This window comes from Halomonas sp. AOP7-E1-9 (assembly GCF_052376035.1).
Lineage (GTDB): Bacteria > Pseudomonadota > Gammaproteobacteria > Pseudomonadales > Halomonadaceae > Vreelandella > Vreelandella citrativorans.
This window is the reverse complement of the sequence record NZ_JBQSVC010000034.1, coordinates 12,358-27,568: the sequence shown is the minus strand read 5'-3', so window position 1 is coordinate 27,568 and position 15,211 is coordinate 12,358. Positions and strand designations below refer to the sequence as shown.

Annotated in this window: 11 protein-coding genes; 4 read left to right on the top strand and 7 right to left on the bottom strand. The window is 55.4% G+C overall.

What is annotated here, in order from left to right; genetic code table 11:
* Nucleotides 1-50: 50 nt before the first annotated feature.
* Nucleotides 51-545, bottom strand: a complete 495-nt coding sequence (locus ACT3R4_RS15460; RefSeq protein ID WP_172116181.1) for an RNA pyrophosphohydrolase — start codon at nucleotides 543-545, stop codon at nucleotides 51-53.
* Nucleotides 546-744: 199 nt separating this feature from the next.
* Here ACT3R4_RS15460 and ACT3R4_RS15455 point away from each other — a divergent pair, with 199 nt between their 5' ends.
* Both ACT3R4_RS15455 and ACT3R4_RS15450 read left to right on the top strand, forming a co-directional pair.
* On the top strand, nucleotides 745-1,401 hold the full coding sequence (locus ACT3R4_RS15455) for a histidinol-phosphatase (protein ID WP_441680220.1): 657 nt from the start codon (nucleotides 745-747) through the stop codon (nucleotides 1,399-1,401).
* Between the two features lie 226 nt (nucleotides 1,402-1,627).
* Nucleotides 1,628-2,662, top strand: coding sequence for an IS110 family transposase (locus ACT3R4_RS15450; RefSeq protein WP_496201231.1), 1,035 nt, complete (start codon nucleotides 1,628-1,630; stop codon nucleotides 2,660-2,662).
* A 1,689-nt stretch (nucleotides 2,663-4,351) separates the two neighbouring features.
* Here the strand turns inward: ACT3R4_RS15450 and ACT3R4_RS15445 are convergent.
* The gene (locus ACT3R4_RS15445; protein WP_172116179.1) at nucleotides 4,352-5,446 is read right to left on the bottom strand and encodes a hypothetical protein; all 1,095 of its coding nucleotides are present in this window, start codon (nucleotides 5,444-5,446) and stop codon (nucleotides 4,352-4,354) included.
* A gap of 137 nt (nucleotides 5,447-5,583) precedes the next feature.
* Nucleotides 5,584-6,558 carry a malate dehydrogenase gene (locus ACT3R4_RS15440; protein WP_216657922.1) on the bottom strand — a complete coding sequence of 325 codons (975 nt, stop codon included), beginning with the start codon at nucleotides 6,556-6,558 and terminating at the stop codon, nucleotides 5,584-5,586.
* Between the two features lie 222 nt (nucleotides 6,559-6,780).
* Between ACT3R4_RS15440 and ACT3R4_RS15435 the strand changes: the two genes are divergently transcribed.
* Both ACT3R4_RS15435 and ACT3R4_RS15430 read left to right on the top strand, forming a co-directional pair.
* The gene (locus tag ACT3R4_RS15435) at nucleotides 6,781-7,863 is read left to right on the top strand and encodes an efflux RND transporter periplasmic adaptor subunit (protein WP_441679779.1); all 1,083 of its coding nucleotides are present in this window, start codon (nucleotides 6,781-6,783) and stop codon (nucleotides 7,861-7,863) included.
* Nucleotides 7,863-10,940, top strand: a complete 3,078-nt coding sequence (locus ACT3R4_RS15430; RefSeq protein ID WP_441679781.1) for an efflux RND transporter permease subunit — start codon at nucleotides 7,863-7,865, stop codon at nucleotides 10,938-10,940. The genes ACT3R4_RS15435 and ACT3R4_RS15430 overlap by 1 nt, the downstream gene beginning before the upstream one ends.
* Nucleotides 10,941-10,992: 52 nt before the next feature.
* Here ACT3R4_RS15430 and ACT3R4_RS15425 read toward each other — a convergent pair whose 3' ends face one another.
* From ACT3R4_RS15425 to gshA, 4 genes are all read right to left on the bottom strand, one after another.
* A complete protein-coding gene (locus tag ACT3R4_RS15425; protein ID WP_193057373.1) occupies nucleotides 10,993-12,147 on the bottom strand; it encodes a linear amide C-N hydrolase in 1,155 nt (384 codons plus the stop codon).
* Nucleotides 12,148-12,398: 251 nt separating this feature from the next.
* The gene (rsd, locus tag ACT3R4_RS15420; protein ID WP_193057372.1) at nucleotides 12,399-12,869 is read right to left on the bottom strand and encodes a sigma D regulator; all 471 of its coding nucleotides are present in this window, start codon (nucleotides 12,867-12,869) and stop codon (nucleotides 12,399-12,401) included.
* Nucleotides 12,870-13,000: 131 nt separating this feature from the next.
* Nucleotides 13,001-13,501, bottom strand: coding sequence for a disulfide bond formation protein B (locus tag ACT3R4_RS15415; protein ID WP_441679784.1), 501 nt, complete (start codon nucleotides 13,499-13,501; stop codon nucleotides 13,001-13,003).
* Nucleotides 13,498-15,138: a glutamate--cysteine ligase gene (gshA, locus tag ACT3R4_RS15410; protein WP_441679785.1), complete on the bottom strand. Its 1,641-nt coding sequence runs from the start codon at nucleotides 15,136-15,138 to the stop codon at nucleotides 13,498-13,500. The genes ACT3R4_RS15415 and gshA overlap by 4 nt, the downstream gene beginning before the upstream one ends.
* Nucleotides 15,139-15,211 lie beyond the last annotated feature (73 nt).

Here is a 15,211-nt window from a genome sequence, read left to right as displayed (position 1 = left end):
GAGGATCTTTTCGACAGACTTTCACCGCTCATCCAGAGCCGTGGAGCACGTTATTTTTCATCATCTTGTGCCAAGCGCTGAACGCGGGGAGAAAGCTCTCTTAGCGCGCGCCGATACACCTCTCGTTTGAACGGTACCACTTGCCCGAGTGGGTACCAATAGCTCACCCACCGCCAACCATCGAATTCAGGTTTGGGCGTTGCCGTCATACAAATTCGATTTTCCTGACAGCGAATTCTAAGCAAATACCATTTCTGTTTTTGGCCAATACACACTGGCCGTGAATGGGTACGAATCATGCGTCGTGGTAGACGGTAGCGCAGCCATCCCCGGGTACAGGCGATAATATCAACATCATCGGCGGTTAGGCCGATTTCCTCAAAAAGCTCACGAAAAAGAGCCTGTTGCGGTGTTTCGCTTGCGTTAATGCCTCCCTGGGGAAACTGCCACGCATTCTGTCCTACACGACGCGCCCAAAGCAGCTGCCCCTGGCTGTTGGCAATGATAATGCCAACATTGGGGCGAAAGCCGTCAGCGTCGATCACGGACATCACCTTATTAAATTTTCAGTTATCCCCATTTTTCCACAAGGGCGACAAGCGTATCAATACAATATAACGCCAAGTCGTGAACACGTGCGCGGCTCGGGTGGGAAAGAACCAAGGACTCTGCGATAATCCGCCCCTTTGTTTTGCCGTTCATACCTATAACTTTCAAACGATAATCGACCATAAGGGGAGCGCCGTGAGCCTGGCTATTTTCGATCTGGATAATACGCTGATATCCATCGACAGCGATCATGCATGGGGTGAGTTTTTGCTCGAGCAAGGCGCCGTAGACCCCGTCGCCTATCGCGAAGCCAACGAGCGTTTTATGGCCGATTACAAGGCAGGCACGCTGGATATGGCGGCGTTTCTGGAAGTGGCACTTAAGCCGTTAGCGGATAACACACCTGAACAGTTAGCGGCTTGGCATCAGCAATTTATGGCCAGCAAGATAGAACCGCATATTCTTTCCAAGGCCGAAGAGTTATTGGCGCGACACCGCACCCGGGGCGACACGCTGCTTATTGTGACCGCGACCAACCATTTTATTACCGCCCCCATTGCTGAGCGCTTGGGCGTTGATTATTTGATCGCGGTGAATCCGGAAATGGAGAATGGTCGCTATACCGGGCGCGTCTCCGGCACCCCCAGTTATCGGGAAGGCAAAATTACCCGTTTGCATGAATGGTTAGAAGACAAGGACTTTACGCTGGACGGCGCCTGGTTCTACAGCGACTCACATAATGACCTGCCACTGCTTGAAGAGATTGATCATCCGGTAGCCGTTGACCCGGACGACACCCTTCGCCAGGTAGCCGAACAGCGCCAATGGCGAATCATGAGCCTTCGTGATTAGCGCTTTAACGTGAATCACCGTCAGGTGGCTGCGCACGGATGGCGACGGTACGACGCCTAAAGGCACATAATCAACCCCGGCACCGCTGCGCGCTGCGCGCTGCTCCCGCGGGTGCGCTGCGCTTACCCAATGGGATGGACTCCTCCTCACCCTACTCCGGCGTCTGTGCGCCATACTGATAGGTGGGTTGGACAACTATCAGCGTTGAGAGTCAGGAGAAGCCCCTATGAACATTAGTCGAGTAGGTGTTGATATCGCAAAGTCTGTTTTTCACGTTCATGGCGTTGACCGACATGAGCAACCTCAGTGGCGAGGCAAATACACCCGTGCCAAGTGGCTCGATGCGGTTTGTCGCCGTGTTCCCCAGGGCGCGATCATTGGCATGGAAGCATGCGCCACAGCGCATTACTGGGCACGTCAGCTCCAGGCACGTGGCTACCAGGTCAAGCTGGTGGCTGCCCAGTTCGTAAAACCGTACGTCAAGACGAATAAAAATGACCGGGCCGATGCTGAAGCGATTTGCGAAGCCCTCGGCCGACCCACGATGCGCTTCGTGGCGATAAAATCGGTTGAGCAACAGGATGCTCAGGCTACCCACCGAATCCGGGAAGAACTCATCAGTCAGCGGACGGCCAAGGCCAACCAGATCCGTGGTCTGGTCGGGGAGTATGGCTTGATTGCTCCCACGGGTATCCAGCAATTGCGGCGGGCGCTACCACTTTGGCTGGAAGATGCCTCTAACGGGCTCAGTGACCACTTTCGTCACTTGCTGGCGGAGTTGGCGAACGACTTACGCTACCTTGATGATCGTGTAGAACAGTTAACCACGGCCATTGAAAAACATGCCAACACCGACCCCGTTGCCAGGCGTCTGATGACGCTGCGCGGCATTGGTCCCATTACCGCCAGCGCTCTGGCCGGTGTGCTGGGTGACGGCACTATCTATCAACGTGGACGCGACTTTGCTGCGTCATTGGGGCTTACCCCGCGTCAGCACAGCACGGGCGGACGAGAGCGCCTGCTGGGGATCAGCAAGCGAGGCAACGGGTACCTGCGCAAGCTGCTGGTGCATGGCGCACGATCCGTTCTCCGTTATGCGGTAACGCAGGAAGACGGTCTGAGTCAATGGATCAAACGGCTTGCCATGCGAAAGCATCGCAACGTCGCGATTGTGGCGCTCGCCAACAAGACGGCTCGCATGGCGTGGGCCATCACGCGTCACCAGGTGCCGTATGATCCAGAACTGGCAGCGGCCGCTTAGTCACATGAAAGCACCATGAATATTTAACCTTTAACCCGGTGTTCCCACCACCCCGATTGCAATACCACAAGAGAGATGGCGAACAGGTCGAACCGACGTCGGGCCATACCGTGTAGCGCGTAGAGCATCAAAGCTCGTTTACGCTGAGGGTACCCGACGTGCGAATAGCCCATTAAGGTCCGATGTCCGTGTGTCAGGCATCCTTAACGAGACCGAATATACGCTCGCAGTCGACATAGCCGCCATGACCTTTTGTGCTTGCAAGCGAGGAGGAGTCCATATACGCGCTACGAGAATCCCCTCAGATGGCTGCACATATCGTAGCGCGCGGTAACGCGCCGTGAGGAACGAACGGCAAGGCACCCGCGAATGGCGGCGGTACGACGCCCAGCTGTGCCACCGCATTTCAACCCCGGCACCGCTGCGCGCTGCTTCCGCGCCGGGCCGCCGCTGCGGGTGCGCTTCGCTTACCACGCGCTACAAGAATCCCCCAGATGGCTGCACATATCGTAGCGCGCGGTAACGCGCCGTGAGGAACGAACGGCAAGGCACCCGCGAATGGCGGCGGTACGACGCCCCGGCTGTGCCACCGCATTTCAACCCCGGCAACGCTGCGCGCTGCTCCCGCGGGTGCGCTGCGCTTACCACGCGCTACAAGAATCCCCTCAGATGGCTGCACACATCGTAGCGCGTGGTAACGCGCCGTGAGGAACGAACGGCAAGGCACCCGCGAATGGCGGCGGTACGACGCCTAAAGGCACATAACCAACCCCGGCACCGCTACGCGCTGCTCCCGCGGGTGCGCTGCGCTTACCACGCGCTACAAGGATCCCCCAGATGACTACACACATCGTAGCGCGTGGTAACGCGCCGTGAGGAACGAACGGCAAGGCACCCGCGAATGGCGGCGGTACGACGCCCGGATGTGCCACCGCATTCAACCCCGGCAACGCTGCGCGCTGCTCCCGCGGGTGCGCTGCGCTTACCACGCGCTACGAGAATCACCTAACAGATGGTTGCACACGTCGTAGCGCGTGGTAACGCGCCGTGAGGAACGAACGGCAAGGCACCCACGAATGGCGGCGGTACGACGCCTAAAGGCACAGAATCAACCCCGGCACCGCTGCGCGCTGCTCCCGCGGGTGCGCTTCGCTTACCACGCGCTACAAGAATCCCCTCAGATGGCTGCACACATCGTAGCGCGCGGTAACGCGCCGTGAGGAACGAGCGGCAAGGCACCCGCGAATGGCGGCGGTACGACGCCTAAAGGCACATAATTAACCCCGGCACCGCTGCGCGCTGCTCCCGCGCCGGGCCGCCGCTGCGGGTGCGCTTCGCTTACCACGCGCTACAAGAATCCCCTCAGATGGCTGCACATATCGTAGCGCGCGGTAACGCGCCGTGAGGAACGAACGGCAAGGCACCCGCGAATGGCGGCGGTACGACGCCTAAAGGCACAGAATCAACCCCGGCACCGATGCGCGCTGCTCCCGCGGGTGCGCTTCGCTTACCACGCGCTACAAGAATCCCCTCAGATGGCGGCGGTACGACGCCTAAAGGCACATAATTAACCCCGGCAACGCTGCGCGCTGCTCCCGCGCCGGGCCGCCGCTGCGGGTGCGCTGCGCTTACCCGCGCTACAAGAATCCCCTCAAATGGTTGCACACCGTCGCGAGATCAAAAAACGCGCTAATAGGATGCTAGCAAGCTTTCGACAGCAAACTGAGACATCCCCATGTCATAGCGTTCTTCCAGATGAGGCTTGAGTGTCGCAATACTGCGAATGGAGTGAGTAATCTCTTTTTCTCGCTTCGCCTGATCTCTTGCCTTCTTGCAATACTCCTGTAGTTTACGCTTTCTAATCTCTGGTTTGGCATCATAAAAATGCTGATAAAAACCCGCACGTATAGGAGTAACATTAATAATATCGTCACGCTGCTCCCGCAATGTCCGCGAGTAAGATTTCAGCAATTTTAGCACCTTTTTATCATCCCCCAAGTCAGCCAAGGGTGACTCGCCGACATGCTCCTCATACATTGAAAACAGCGTGAATAGATCGTTGCTGTCTCTTGCATGAGTCGCTCGCCCCATCTGCTCGCCACGTAGCTGCTTAAGATCAGCATCCAACTCTCGGTCAGGATGCAGCAGGCGAGCTAAGCGTCGAAAGATCATATTGACAGATGACTTTCCCAGCATCGCTTGCAAGGATTGTTGACCTTCTTGCTCCCGCTCTCTTTCTTGCTGCTGCTCTTGCTGCTGATGAAAGAACTCTTCAAAAAGCTCCTCTTCCAAAGCCTCAAAGCTCTCACTGTCAATATCTTCTGAGTCCTCTTGCGCATACTGAGCACCATCATTCATGCCATCTTCATTATTATTTTGATACGCGTGCCTCTGCTCCGGCGATAGCCTACTGTTATCCATATCAACGATATGCTGAAGCACCTCCTCAAGCACTTGCCTATCACAGAAAGGATTTGCCAGAAGATCGTTTAGATTTTCTTCAATCCAGCCCATCAACTCGGCGCGTTGCCACTGGGCTAATGATTTACGCGACAAAAAGGTACCTAAATGCCGGGTTTGGTCCAGTATTGCCTCTGCCGCCTGCTCTTCTACTGGCCCGATAACCTCTAGGCATTCTTTTTCAAAGGTTTTCAAATCATCCTCAAGCCGTTCGTTACCCGCTTTCAGCTTGATAATACGCTCCCATTCCCGATGAAGCGCTTGCTCAGGCGACTGGCCCTTCTTATTTGTCCTTGCAGCCTGCTTTTGAGTAATTAAGCTCATCCGAAGCACCTTTCTCTTTACTTTAAAATCATCGTATCTTGTCCATATTATAGAAATAATAAGCGTTACTTATAAAACAACAACCCCGCAAGCCTGGGCTTGCGGGGTTGTTGTTACTAACAGAATCAGAAGCGCGTTTAGCCGAGCAGGTGCTCAACGGCTGCGCGCTCTTCACGCAGTTCTTTCTCGGTTGCTTTCATCTTCTCTTGGCTGAATTCGTCAAGCTCAAAGCCTTGAACGATTTCATATTTGCCACCCTGGCAACGTACCGGGTAGGAGTAGATGATACCTTCGGCGATGCCGTAGCTGCCGTCAGACGGAATCGCCATGCTGACGATACCTTTGGAGCCCAGCGCCCAGTCGTGCATATGGTCGATGGCTGAAGAAGCCGCGGAGGCCGCAGAAGACGCGCCTCGTGCTTTGATGATGGCCGCGCCGCGCTGCTGTACCGTCGGGATAAAGTCGTTTTCGTACCAGTCACGTTCAACCAGATCAAACGCCGCTTTACCGTCAACCTTGCACTGAGCGATATCGGGGTACTGGGTAGCGCTGTGGTTGCCCCAGATGATCATGTTTTCAACGTCGGTCACGTGCTTGCCGGTTTTCTGGGCCAGCTGCGTCAGGGCGCGGTTATGGTCCAGACGCGTCATGGCAGTGAACTGACCTTTGTCCAGGTCCGGCGCGTTGCACGAAGCAATCAGCGCGTTGGTGTTGGCCGGGTTACCCACCACCAGCACTTTAACGTCACGGCTAGCGTGATCGTTCAGCGCTTTACCTTGTACAGAGAAGATCGCGGCGTTGGCTTCCAGCAGATCTTTACGCTCCATACCCGGGCCACGCGGGCGCGCACCGACTAACAAAGCGAAGTCGGCATCTTTAAATGCAACGTTGGCATCGTCAGTGGCAACAATGTCTTGTACCAGCGGGAAGGCGCAGTCGTTGACTTCCATTACTACGCCGTTCAGCGCGTCCATTGCTTGCGGAATTTCGAGCAGCTGAAGAATGACAGGCTGATCCGGCCCCAGCATATCGCCAGCGGCGATGCGGAAAATAAGAGAGTAACTGATCTGGCCGGCACCGCCGGTAATCGCAATACGTACTGGATCTTTCATCATTGCTCCTTGGTTGGTTCGCCTTCAAATGGGTCGACAGAACTCAAGATGCCAAGATGTTATGCGCAGTCATGCAAAAACTCAATCATCCATACGGTGACTTTGCCTTCATCGGGCCTGCCAATCACTCGCTGCAAGCCGTTGGTTGCGCTATTGTATCGCTGCACCTTTTTTCTTGTTCGTGTGTCGTTGCACACAGTTGCCAGGGATAGATCCCCCTTTATGCGCAAACTTCCCTCTTCTTATATGCTGGCCAGTTTACTGGTATTGGGTCTGGTCATTTGGTTAGTGCTGGGCGATTTCCAGCGCTTTCAATCCGCGCCTCCCGAGGCACAAAGTAGCTCCGTAAGCGGTCCGCGCGTTGAAGTGATGACACTCGACAGCGTGCCCTACATCCCTCAGCAAATGGTTCAAGGCCAGCTAACCGCCGAGCGTGAGGTCACCCTGCGCGCCAACGTCGGTGGGTTTGTCGTTGAAAAACCTGTTGCCCAAGGGAGCCCTGTTGAGGCCGGGGAGACGCTACTGGTGCTGGATAACGACGCCCTGCCAGAACGCTTACAGCAAGCCCGCGATGAACTTTCGCTCGCTCAAGCCGAATACTCCGGCGCCCAGAATTTGCGTGATCGTCAGCTTATTTCCCAGCCCGAACTGCTACGTTTACAAGCCTCGTTAAGCGCGAGTGCTGCGCAAGTCGCTCAGCTTGAAAAACAGCTTGCCGACTCACGCCCTCAAGCCCCATTTAGCGGCACGCTGGACCGTATTGAGGTTGAATTGGGTGATCTCGTTCAACCCGGCGAAGAGTGGGGGCGACTGGTAGATGATCGCCGTTTAACCGGCACCGCCTGGGTGTCTCAGCAACAAGTGGGTGACCTGGCCGTTGGCCTGCCCGTTACGGCTCGCTTGCTCAATGGTGCTCATCTTGAGGGCGAGCTGAGCTTTATTAGCCGCCGGGCCAATGAAGCGACGCGTACGTTCTATGTCGAAGCGACGCTGGATAACCCTTTGCAGCTGCCCATGTCCGGCGGTAGCGCGGAGCTTACGATTACCCTGCCGCCCCGCTCTGTACACAGCCTCTCACCTGCTCTGCTGTCTCTTGGGCATGAAAACCAGCTGACTATCAAGCATATCAATGCCGATAACGAAGTGATTGAGACGCCGGTGGAGCTGGTTAGCGCGACGATTGAAAGTGCCTATGTCAGTGGGCTGCCCGATCAGGTGCGCTTAATCACGCTAGGCGCTGGCCTGGTGAATGCCGGCGAGGTTGTCGAGCCTGTTTCTGTTGACGCTGCATCCGAGGCCCGCTAATGCGCCAGTTGATTGATGCCGCGCTTCACCATACGCGCACCACGCTGTTTCTGCTGGTTAGCCTACTGCTGGCAGGCGTGGTTGCCTGGCAGGTCATTCCCAAGGAAGCCAACCCCGACGTTACGATTCCGCTGATTTACGTTTCGCTGACGCTGGAGGGTGTGAGCCCGGAGGATGGTGAGCGCCTGCTGATTCGTCCTATGGAGCAGGAACTGCGCGGCATTGCAGGACTGCGTAAGTTCACGGCCCAATCCAACGAAGGCCACGCCTCTATTTCATTGGAGTTTGACCCAGGCTTTGACCCTGACACGGCGCTTTCCGACGTTCGTGACCGCGTTGATATCGCCCGCAGCGACTTACCTTCCGAAGCGGATGAACCACGGGTCATGGAAGTCAATGTGTCGGAATTTCCGGTACTTAGTATTGGCCTTTCCGGGCAGTTGGATACCCGGGAACGGATTACCGTGGCGCGCCGCTTAAAGGAGGAGATTGAAAGCATCGCCGATGTGCTGGAAGTGGATATTGGTGGTGAGCAGGAGGACTTGCTGGAGATCGTGGTCGACCCACTGGTGCTGGAGAGTTACGGCATCGATTTCAACGAGCTGTTTAACATCGTCTCCAATAACAACCGACTGGTAGCAGCGGGCAGCCTGGATACTGGCGCAGGCCGTATGGCGTTGAAGGTGCCCGGCGTTATCGAGTCGCTTGAAGATGTTATGAACATGCCGGTGAAGGTGGATGAGGACCGCGTTGTTACCTTTGGCGACGTCGCCTGGATTCACCCCACCTTTAAAGACCCCGCAGGCTTTGCCCGTATTGATGACCAGCCCGCCGTAGTACTGGAAATATCCAAACGCGCTGGTGCCAACATTATTGCCACCATTGCTGCGGTGCGCGAAACACTCGACCAGGCAAGTGATTTGTTGCCTGAGCAGTTAAATATCACCACCATTCTCGACCAATCGGTCACGGTTGAGGATATGCTTTCAGAGCTTCTCAATAACGTGCTGACTGCGGTAGTACTGGTGCTCATCGTGGTGGTCGCCGTGATGGGCTTGCGCATGGCGCTTCTGGTGGGCCTGACTATTCCTGGCGCCTTTTTAACCGGTATTCTGCTGGTCTGGGCGTTTGGATTCACGCTCAACATTGTGGTGCTCTTCGCCTTGATTCTGGTCGCGGGCATGCTGGTAGATGGGGCGATTGTGGTGAGCGAGCTGGCGGATCGTCACCTGCGCGAGGGGCAATCGCCCCACCAGGCATGGCTGAATGCTGCCTCACGTATGAGCTGGCCGGTGATCGCCTCTACCGCCACGACACTCGCGGTGTTTATCCCCCTGCTGTTTTGGCCCGGCATGGTCGGTCAGTTTATGAAGTATCTGCCTGCAACCGTTATTCTCTGTTTACTGGCGTCGCTGGCCATGGCGCTGATTTTCTTACCCACGCTTGGGCGACTGTTTACCCGTACGGCCACCGAGCCAGCGCAGGGCGGAACTCGCCCCGACCAAAGTACTCGGCTGGGCCGCGCCTACCGGCGCTTACTTTCTCGCCTACTGGCCCGCCCTGGCTGGGTACTTATCATTGCCGTGCTGCTGCTGGCATTAATTTACACAGCCTACGGGCGCCTCAATCACGGGGTCGACTTCTTCCCCAACGTTGAGCCGGACAGCGCCCAGGTGTTGGTACGCGCCCGTGGCGACTTCTCTGCCCTGGAGGCGGATGCCATTGTTCAGCGCGTGGAGGCACGGCTATCAGGGATGAGCGAAGTACAGGCGCTCTACGCGCGTTCGTTTGCCGTTCCTAACGAGCAACTGGGGAACGATGTTATCGGCGTACTCCAGTTTCAGTTTATTGATTGGTATGAGCGCCGCCCTTCCCGAGAAATTTTGGCCGATATGGCCGAACGCGCCAGCGACATTCCCGGTATTCGCCTGGAGTTTCAGGAGCAGGAGATGGGGCCTGGAGGCGGAAAGCCTATCGTTCTGGAAGTCAGCGCCATGAACCCAGCCGTTGCCGATGCGGGGGTGGACCAGTTACAAGCCATCATGCATGAGCTAGGGGGGTTCGTTGCCATTCAGGATAACCGTAGCCTGCCAGGCGTGGAGTGGCGGATCAACGTTGACCGGGAAGCGGCCGCGCGCATGGGCACTGATATCACGACCATTGGCAGTGCGGTGCAACTGCTTACCAACGGCTTACAGGTGGCCAGCTACCGGCCGCCTGACGTTAGTGATGAGGTCGATATTCGAATTCGGTTACCGGAAGGTTGGCGCTCACTCGACCAACTCGGCCGCATGACGATAAACACACCGCGCGGGCAGGTGCCTATTTCTCACTTCGTGGAGATTACTCCGGCACCCAAAGTAGGCACGCTTAATCGTATTAATGGGCGCCGAGCCATTACCGTCGAAGCTGATTTGGCGCCGGGGTATCTGGCAGATGAACGTTTAAGGGCACTGCTTCAGGCAGCGCAAGACAAGCTGCCCGATGATTTGATGGTGAATGTGGCCGGTGAACAGGAGGACCAACTGGAGGCGATGCAGTTCTTGATCAGTGCGTTCTTTGTCGCTATTGGGCTAATGTCGCTGATCCTGGTGACTCAATTCAACAGCTTCTACCAAGCGATGCTAGTGCTTTCGGCCATCGTCTTCTCGACAGCCGGAATATTGATAGGACTGCTGATCACGGGTCAGGCCTTTGGCATTGTGATGGTCGGTATGGGGGTCATTGCGCTGGCCGGTATCGTGGTGAATAACAATATCGTACTAATCGATACCTATAATGAGCTACGTCTTGAAGGGATGGCACCGGCCGAGGCCGCATTGGAAGCAGGCTGTTTGCGGCTTCGCCCGGTGCTGTTAACGGCAATCACCACAGTGCTGGGTTTGATGCCGATGGTACTGGGCATGAACGTCAACCTGTTCGCACCGTCACTTGGGTTCAACGCCCCTTCAGCGCAGTGGTGGACACAGATGTCGAGCGCCATTGCCGGCGGGCTTACCTTCGCGACCGCCCTCACCCTCCTGCTGACGCCCTGCATGCTGGTGCTGGGTGGCAAACTACACCGCCACAAGCCGTAGCGCGAACACAGGGGGCCGTTTGAGCGGCCCCCTTTCTCTTATAAACGCTAGCTTATTGACTCAAGGCCAGCGTGGCATCTTGCGGGCCATGAACCACGTCCTTGAGTTCAACATGACGGATCTCATCAATATCCGTTAGCTCATCCAGATCGAAATGGATGTAGTTAAGGCTATCGTAAGAGCGCAGGTGAAGCGTCCGCTGCTGGAGGTCAATCAGTGACGTCCAGGAGGTATATTCCGAGGTGTAGACACGGTCATTGTTAACGCCGGGGGCAGCAATATTTTCAATCGAGTCGCGGAATCGGTTGTCGATGGTAATACCGCGCGGCCGGTCAAAGTTATTCATGACATGGGCAAGCGTCGTGATGGCGCTGTCTGCATTTTCCGCTTTTTCAGCAAACTGGGAGTAGTAAATAGCACGCACAAAGCGCCCAACTGAAGTATTCGACGCAGGCAGCCCGGCCGTCGCAATTCCTGAGTCAGGCTGAGCAAGTTTTACCCCACTCAATTCCAGCTTTGACTGGTCAATGTTACTTAAGAACGTGTAGTTATTCAGGTTGGTCATGTGCCAGGAAAATTCTGGCCCGTTGGTCATGACTCCTAGCGGGTTGTCGATAACATTCTGCTCGTGATTGGCAAACTCAATCACGATGGATTTGCCCGTGGCATCGTGCAACGTGTAGTGAAACGGCGTATCCAGCACGCCCATCGGCAGTAGCGACGTCACCATAACAGGTTGTTCTTCTAACGCCTGCTTTACTTCGTCAACGGTAGAAAACTGAGAAAGCGCCCAAGCGCCGAGGTCGATAGCTGCCAGCACCGCCTGCGTATTGTTAACCATATCGGCGGGGCCTTCGGTGCTGGCATACGCCAGCAAGCCAAACGTCAACCCTTTGTCGTTAACGCCTTCAGCTACTTTTAAATCTTTTGATACGGGGTCCGGCACCGTAACGGCAACAAAGGCGTTTTGGCCGGTAAAGTCCAGCACGTGATGTTTATCAGCCTGCGAGCCAAAGCTAGTGCCGGCTGGAAAGTAGGACACTTTATAAGGTAGCTCCATGGGCAGTTCCATGGTGCGGCCCGCATAAAATTTATCATTTGCGTCGCTATAAAGAAGGGAGGTACATGCGGCCACTGTGGGCGCGAGAGCAATACTGATCGCCGATAGGCAAAAACCTGCTAAACAAGGCTTGGAAAAACGTCGCATACTACTCTTCCTCATCTTATTAATAGTTAAACCACACTTCAGGCAAACTATAGCTTATTTATTACCAAATCAACTTATGTAAACGTCTCCTTCATAAAAAGAAACAGTATTAGGAAGCCTCAACCAAGCAGCAAGTATCGCCCCATTAAACCAGGGCGCTTGGGAAGATTAGCCAGAATAAAATGCGACAAAAAGCACCTTCAAGGGTGCTTTTATCTGGCGCACAACAACAAGCAATGAAGAGGAAAGGCTTAGCTGGGGGTATTGGCGGCGTGCAAGCGAGCAATGAGCTGATCTTCTAGCGCAAAACGCTCAGTGAGACCTTTTGCCAAGCGGTCAATCCAGGCGGGCAGGCGCACCAAATGCTGCTGGCAACGCACAGGTGACTCGTAATCCTGGTCAAACTCAAGCACCATTTGCGTAGACATCTCAAGGCGTTCCAGAAGCCGCGATGCGATGTGCAGCGCACTCTCATCATCAAAGGCTTTCGCTTCTTCCGCGAGCTGGGGGTAAATCTCAAAATGCCCCGCGCTAATGTAATCCATGAGCATTTGGCTAAAGGTATCAATGCGCTCTTTGCTAACGGCTTCTAGTTCAGTGTCGCAGGCTTCCTTTAGCTCGATAAAGCTCGCCAAAAGCGCGCGGCGCTGCTCCAGCCAGCGGTCGATCAAGCCATGAACGCCTCCCCAGCGCTCTTGGGCATTTTTGCAATCTTCGAGCATGGGTTTCTCCTTGCTAATAGCCACCTACAACAGAGTAAGGCTCGCGTTTCCACCTTTCTCTGTCAATTCTGTTAGGGGCCGTTTCCTTGATGCTAACGGCCAGCCAAAACGCTGGCCACACAAACAGCCATCTATCGCTTGATAGCTAGCCACAATATCCGCAGAGGTACAAGCGCCAGGATAACAAAGCCGAGGAATGTCCAGGCAGGCAGAGAAGCCCCCATAAAGGTAACGTCAATCTCGGCGCACTCGCCAGAGCCTGTCAACACCATGGCAACGACATCCTGCATGGGCAGAATATCCATCATGTAGCCAAGACCTGGGCCACAGGACGGTACCTCGTCGGCCGGGAGGGTTTGCAGCCACACATGGCGACCGGCAATAAACGCGCCGGTGGCTACCGCTATCACCCCCAACACACCGTAAATGCCTTTCCCCACACGGCCGTTTGGGTTGTGGATAGCCGCAACCGCAAAGATCACGCCTGCAGCAATGACCGCTACGCGCTGAAAAATGCACAGCGGGCAGGGTTCAAGACCCATAATATGCTCGAGGCCAAGCGCGACGGCCATCATCAAGACACAAAATGCCAAGCCTGCAAGGGCCACGGGGCGAAGTGCTGTGGGCTTCATTGCCTCTCCTCAAGTAGTAACGCAGACAACGCGCGCGATTCACGCGCCTTGGTAAAGTACGTATCGAGGAAGTCAGCAAAACTCTCCTGGTCTGCCGCTTCTATATCTTTCTGCTGCTGATGCGAGGTCTCAATCAACTGGTCAAGCAAGGCTTCGCGTGAGCGTAGCATGGGTGTATTTTTAAGCTTTTCGCTCTGCTCCTTGGCCAGCCCAAGCAGCGTATCACTTAACGAACCATTGCCCTCTTTCATAAGCGCCAACAGCTGAGCCGAGGGCGTCAGCGAAGGATCTCGCAAACGCGGGGCCAGCTCATTGAGTGCTGCCGCGTGAGGCGCATCGTCTTCCACAGCATCCAGCAGGCGGGCGACTTCGTTCAATTCTGCAAAAATCTGCTCGCCCCACTCACTAACCGAGGTGGTCTGGCCATTACGAATCAGCGTTAACTCTGGGTCACGGCCGCGCTCCACCACCCAACGACGGTTGTCGTCCAGGCGGTCGCACTCATCATCAGAAATCCACGGGCTATCGCTGAGTAAACACCACATCAGGAAGGTGTCGACAAAGCGCATCTGTGTCTCGGTGACACCCAGCGGGTCAAAGGGGTTCAGGTCCAAACAGCGCACTTCAATATACTCAACACCGCGCGCTTCAAGCGCCTGGCTAGGCGTTTCGTTATGCTTGGCGACGCGCTTGGGACGAATATCGCTGTAGTACTCGTTCTCTATCTGGAGAATATTGGCATTCAACTGCTGCCAGTTACCCTCTACATTAACGCCGAGTTTTTCATAATCCGGCCATGGCGTTGAGATCGCATGGCGCAACGTGTTCACATAGTTGGATAGCGAGTTAAAGCAGATTTTAAGCTGAGCCTGGACCTTATTTTGATAGCCTAGATCCGACATACGCAGCGTTGTAGCGAACGGTGCATAAAACGTATCGTCGTTGAGTGGCTTCAACTTTTCAGGCACGTTGCCGTTAGGCAAAAAGCTTTTATCTACCGCAGGCGAAGCGCCAAACAGATAAAGCAGCAGCCAGCTATGACGTCGAAAATTACGGATAAGGCCAAAATAGCGCGTCGAACGATAGTCGTTAAACGGGATATTATTCGCACCTTCCAGCTCGCGCAGCGCGTGCCACATATCATCAGGTAACGAGACGTTGTAGTGTACGCCAGCAATTGCCTGCATGATCCGCCCATAACGTACGTCCAGCCCTTTACGGTAGACGTGCTTCATGGTGCCGACGTTGGAAGAGCCGTAATCCGCAATGGGCACGCTGGCATTACCTGAAAGCCGTGACGGCATACTCCCCGGCCAGACCCACTCCTGGTCAAGGTGCTGATAGGTAAAGGTGTGCAGATCCGATAAAAAGGCCAAGGCTTCACGCGGCTGCGAATACACCGGGGTAATGTATTCAATCAACGCTTCTGAATAATCAGTGGTGATATGCGGGTGCGTTAGCTTGGAACCCAAAGCACTTGGGTGCGGGGTTTGCGCAATATGGCCGTTTGCATCAACCCGCAGTCCTTCTTTTTCCAGCCCGCGGCGTAAGCGTCCCATGCGGCCCAAGCGCGCGCTGGGCAACAGTCGCTCAACCTGGGAGGTCAGCGAAGATGGCACAGTGAGTGGTTCAGGCAAGGTGAACACTCCTTGTCAGTAAGGCTCGTTTTGGGCGAGCCCTGGTGAAATCAGGTGGCATCGCCAGCATATC

What these genes read in the sequence shown, in the direction of transcription:
- ACT3R4_RS15450 (WP_496201231.1), top strand. Translation starts at nt 1,628, where the DNA reads ATGAACATTAGTCGAGTAGGTGTTGATATCGCAAAGTCTGTTTTTCAC.
- ACT3R4_RS15445 (WP_172116179.1), bottom strand. Translation starts at nt 5,446, where the DNA reads ATGAGCTTAATTACTCAAAAGCAGGCTGCAAGGACAAATAAGAAGGGC.
- ACT3R4_RS15440 (WP_216657922.1), bottom strand. Translation starts at nt 6,558, where the DNA reads ATGAAAGATCCAGTACGTATTGCGATTACCGGCGGTGCCGGCCAGATC.
- ACT3R4_RS15435 (WP_441679779.1), top strand. Translation starts at nt 6,781, where the DNA reads ATGCGCAAACTTCCCTCTTCTTATATGCTGGCCAGTTTACTGGTATTG.
- ACT3R4_RS15430 (WP_441679781.1), top strand. Translation starts at nt 7,863, where the DNA reads ATGCGCCAGTTGATTGATGCCGCGCTTCACCATACGCGCACCACGCTG.
- ACT3R4_RS15425 (WP_193057373.1), bottom strand. Translation starts at nt 12,147, where the DNA reads ATGCGACGTTTTTCCAAGCCTTGTTTAGCAGGTTTTTGCCTATCGGCG.
- rsd (WP_193057372.1), bottom strand. Translation starts at nt 12,869, where the DNA reads ATGCTCGAAGATTGCAAAAATGCCCAAGAGCGCTGGGGAGGCGTTCAT.
- ACT3R4_RS15415 (WP_441679784.1), bottom strand. Translation starts at nt 13,501, where the DNA reads ATGAAGCCCACAGCACTTCGCCCCGTGGCCCTTGCAGGCTTGGCATTT.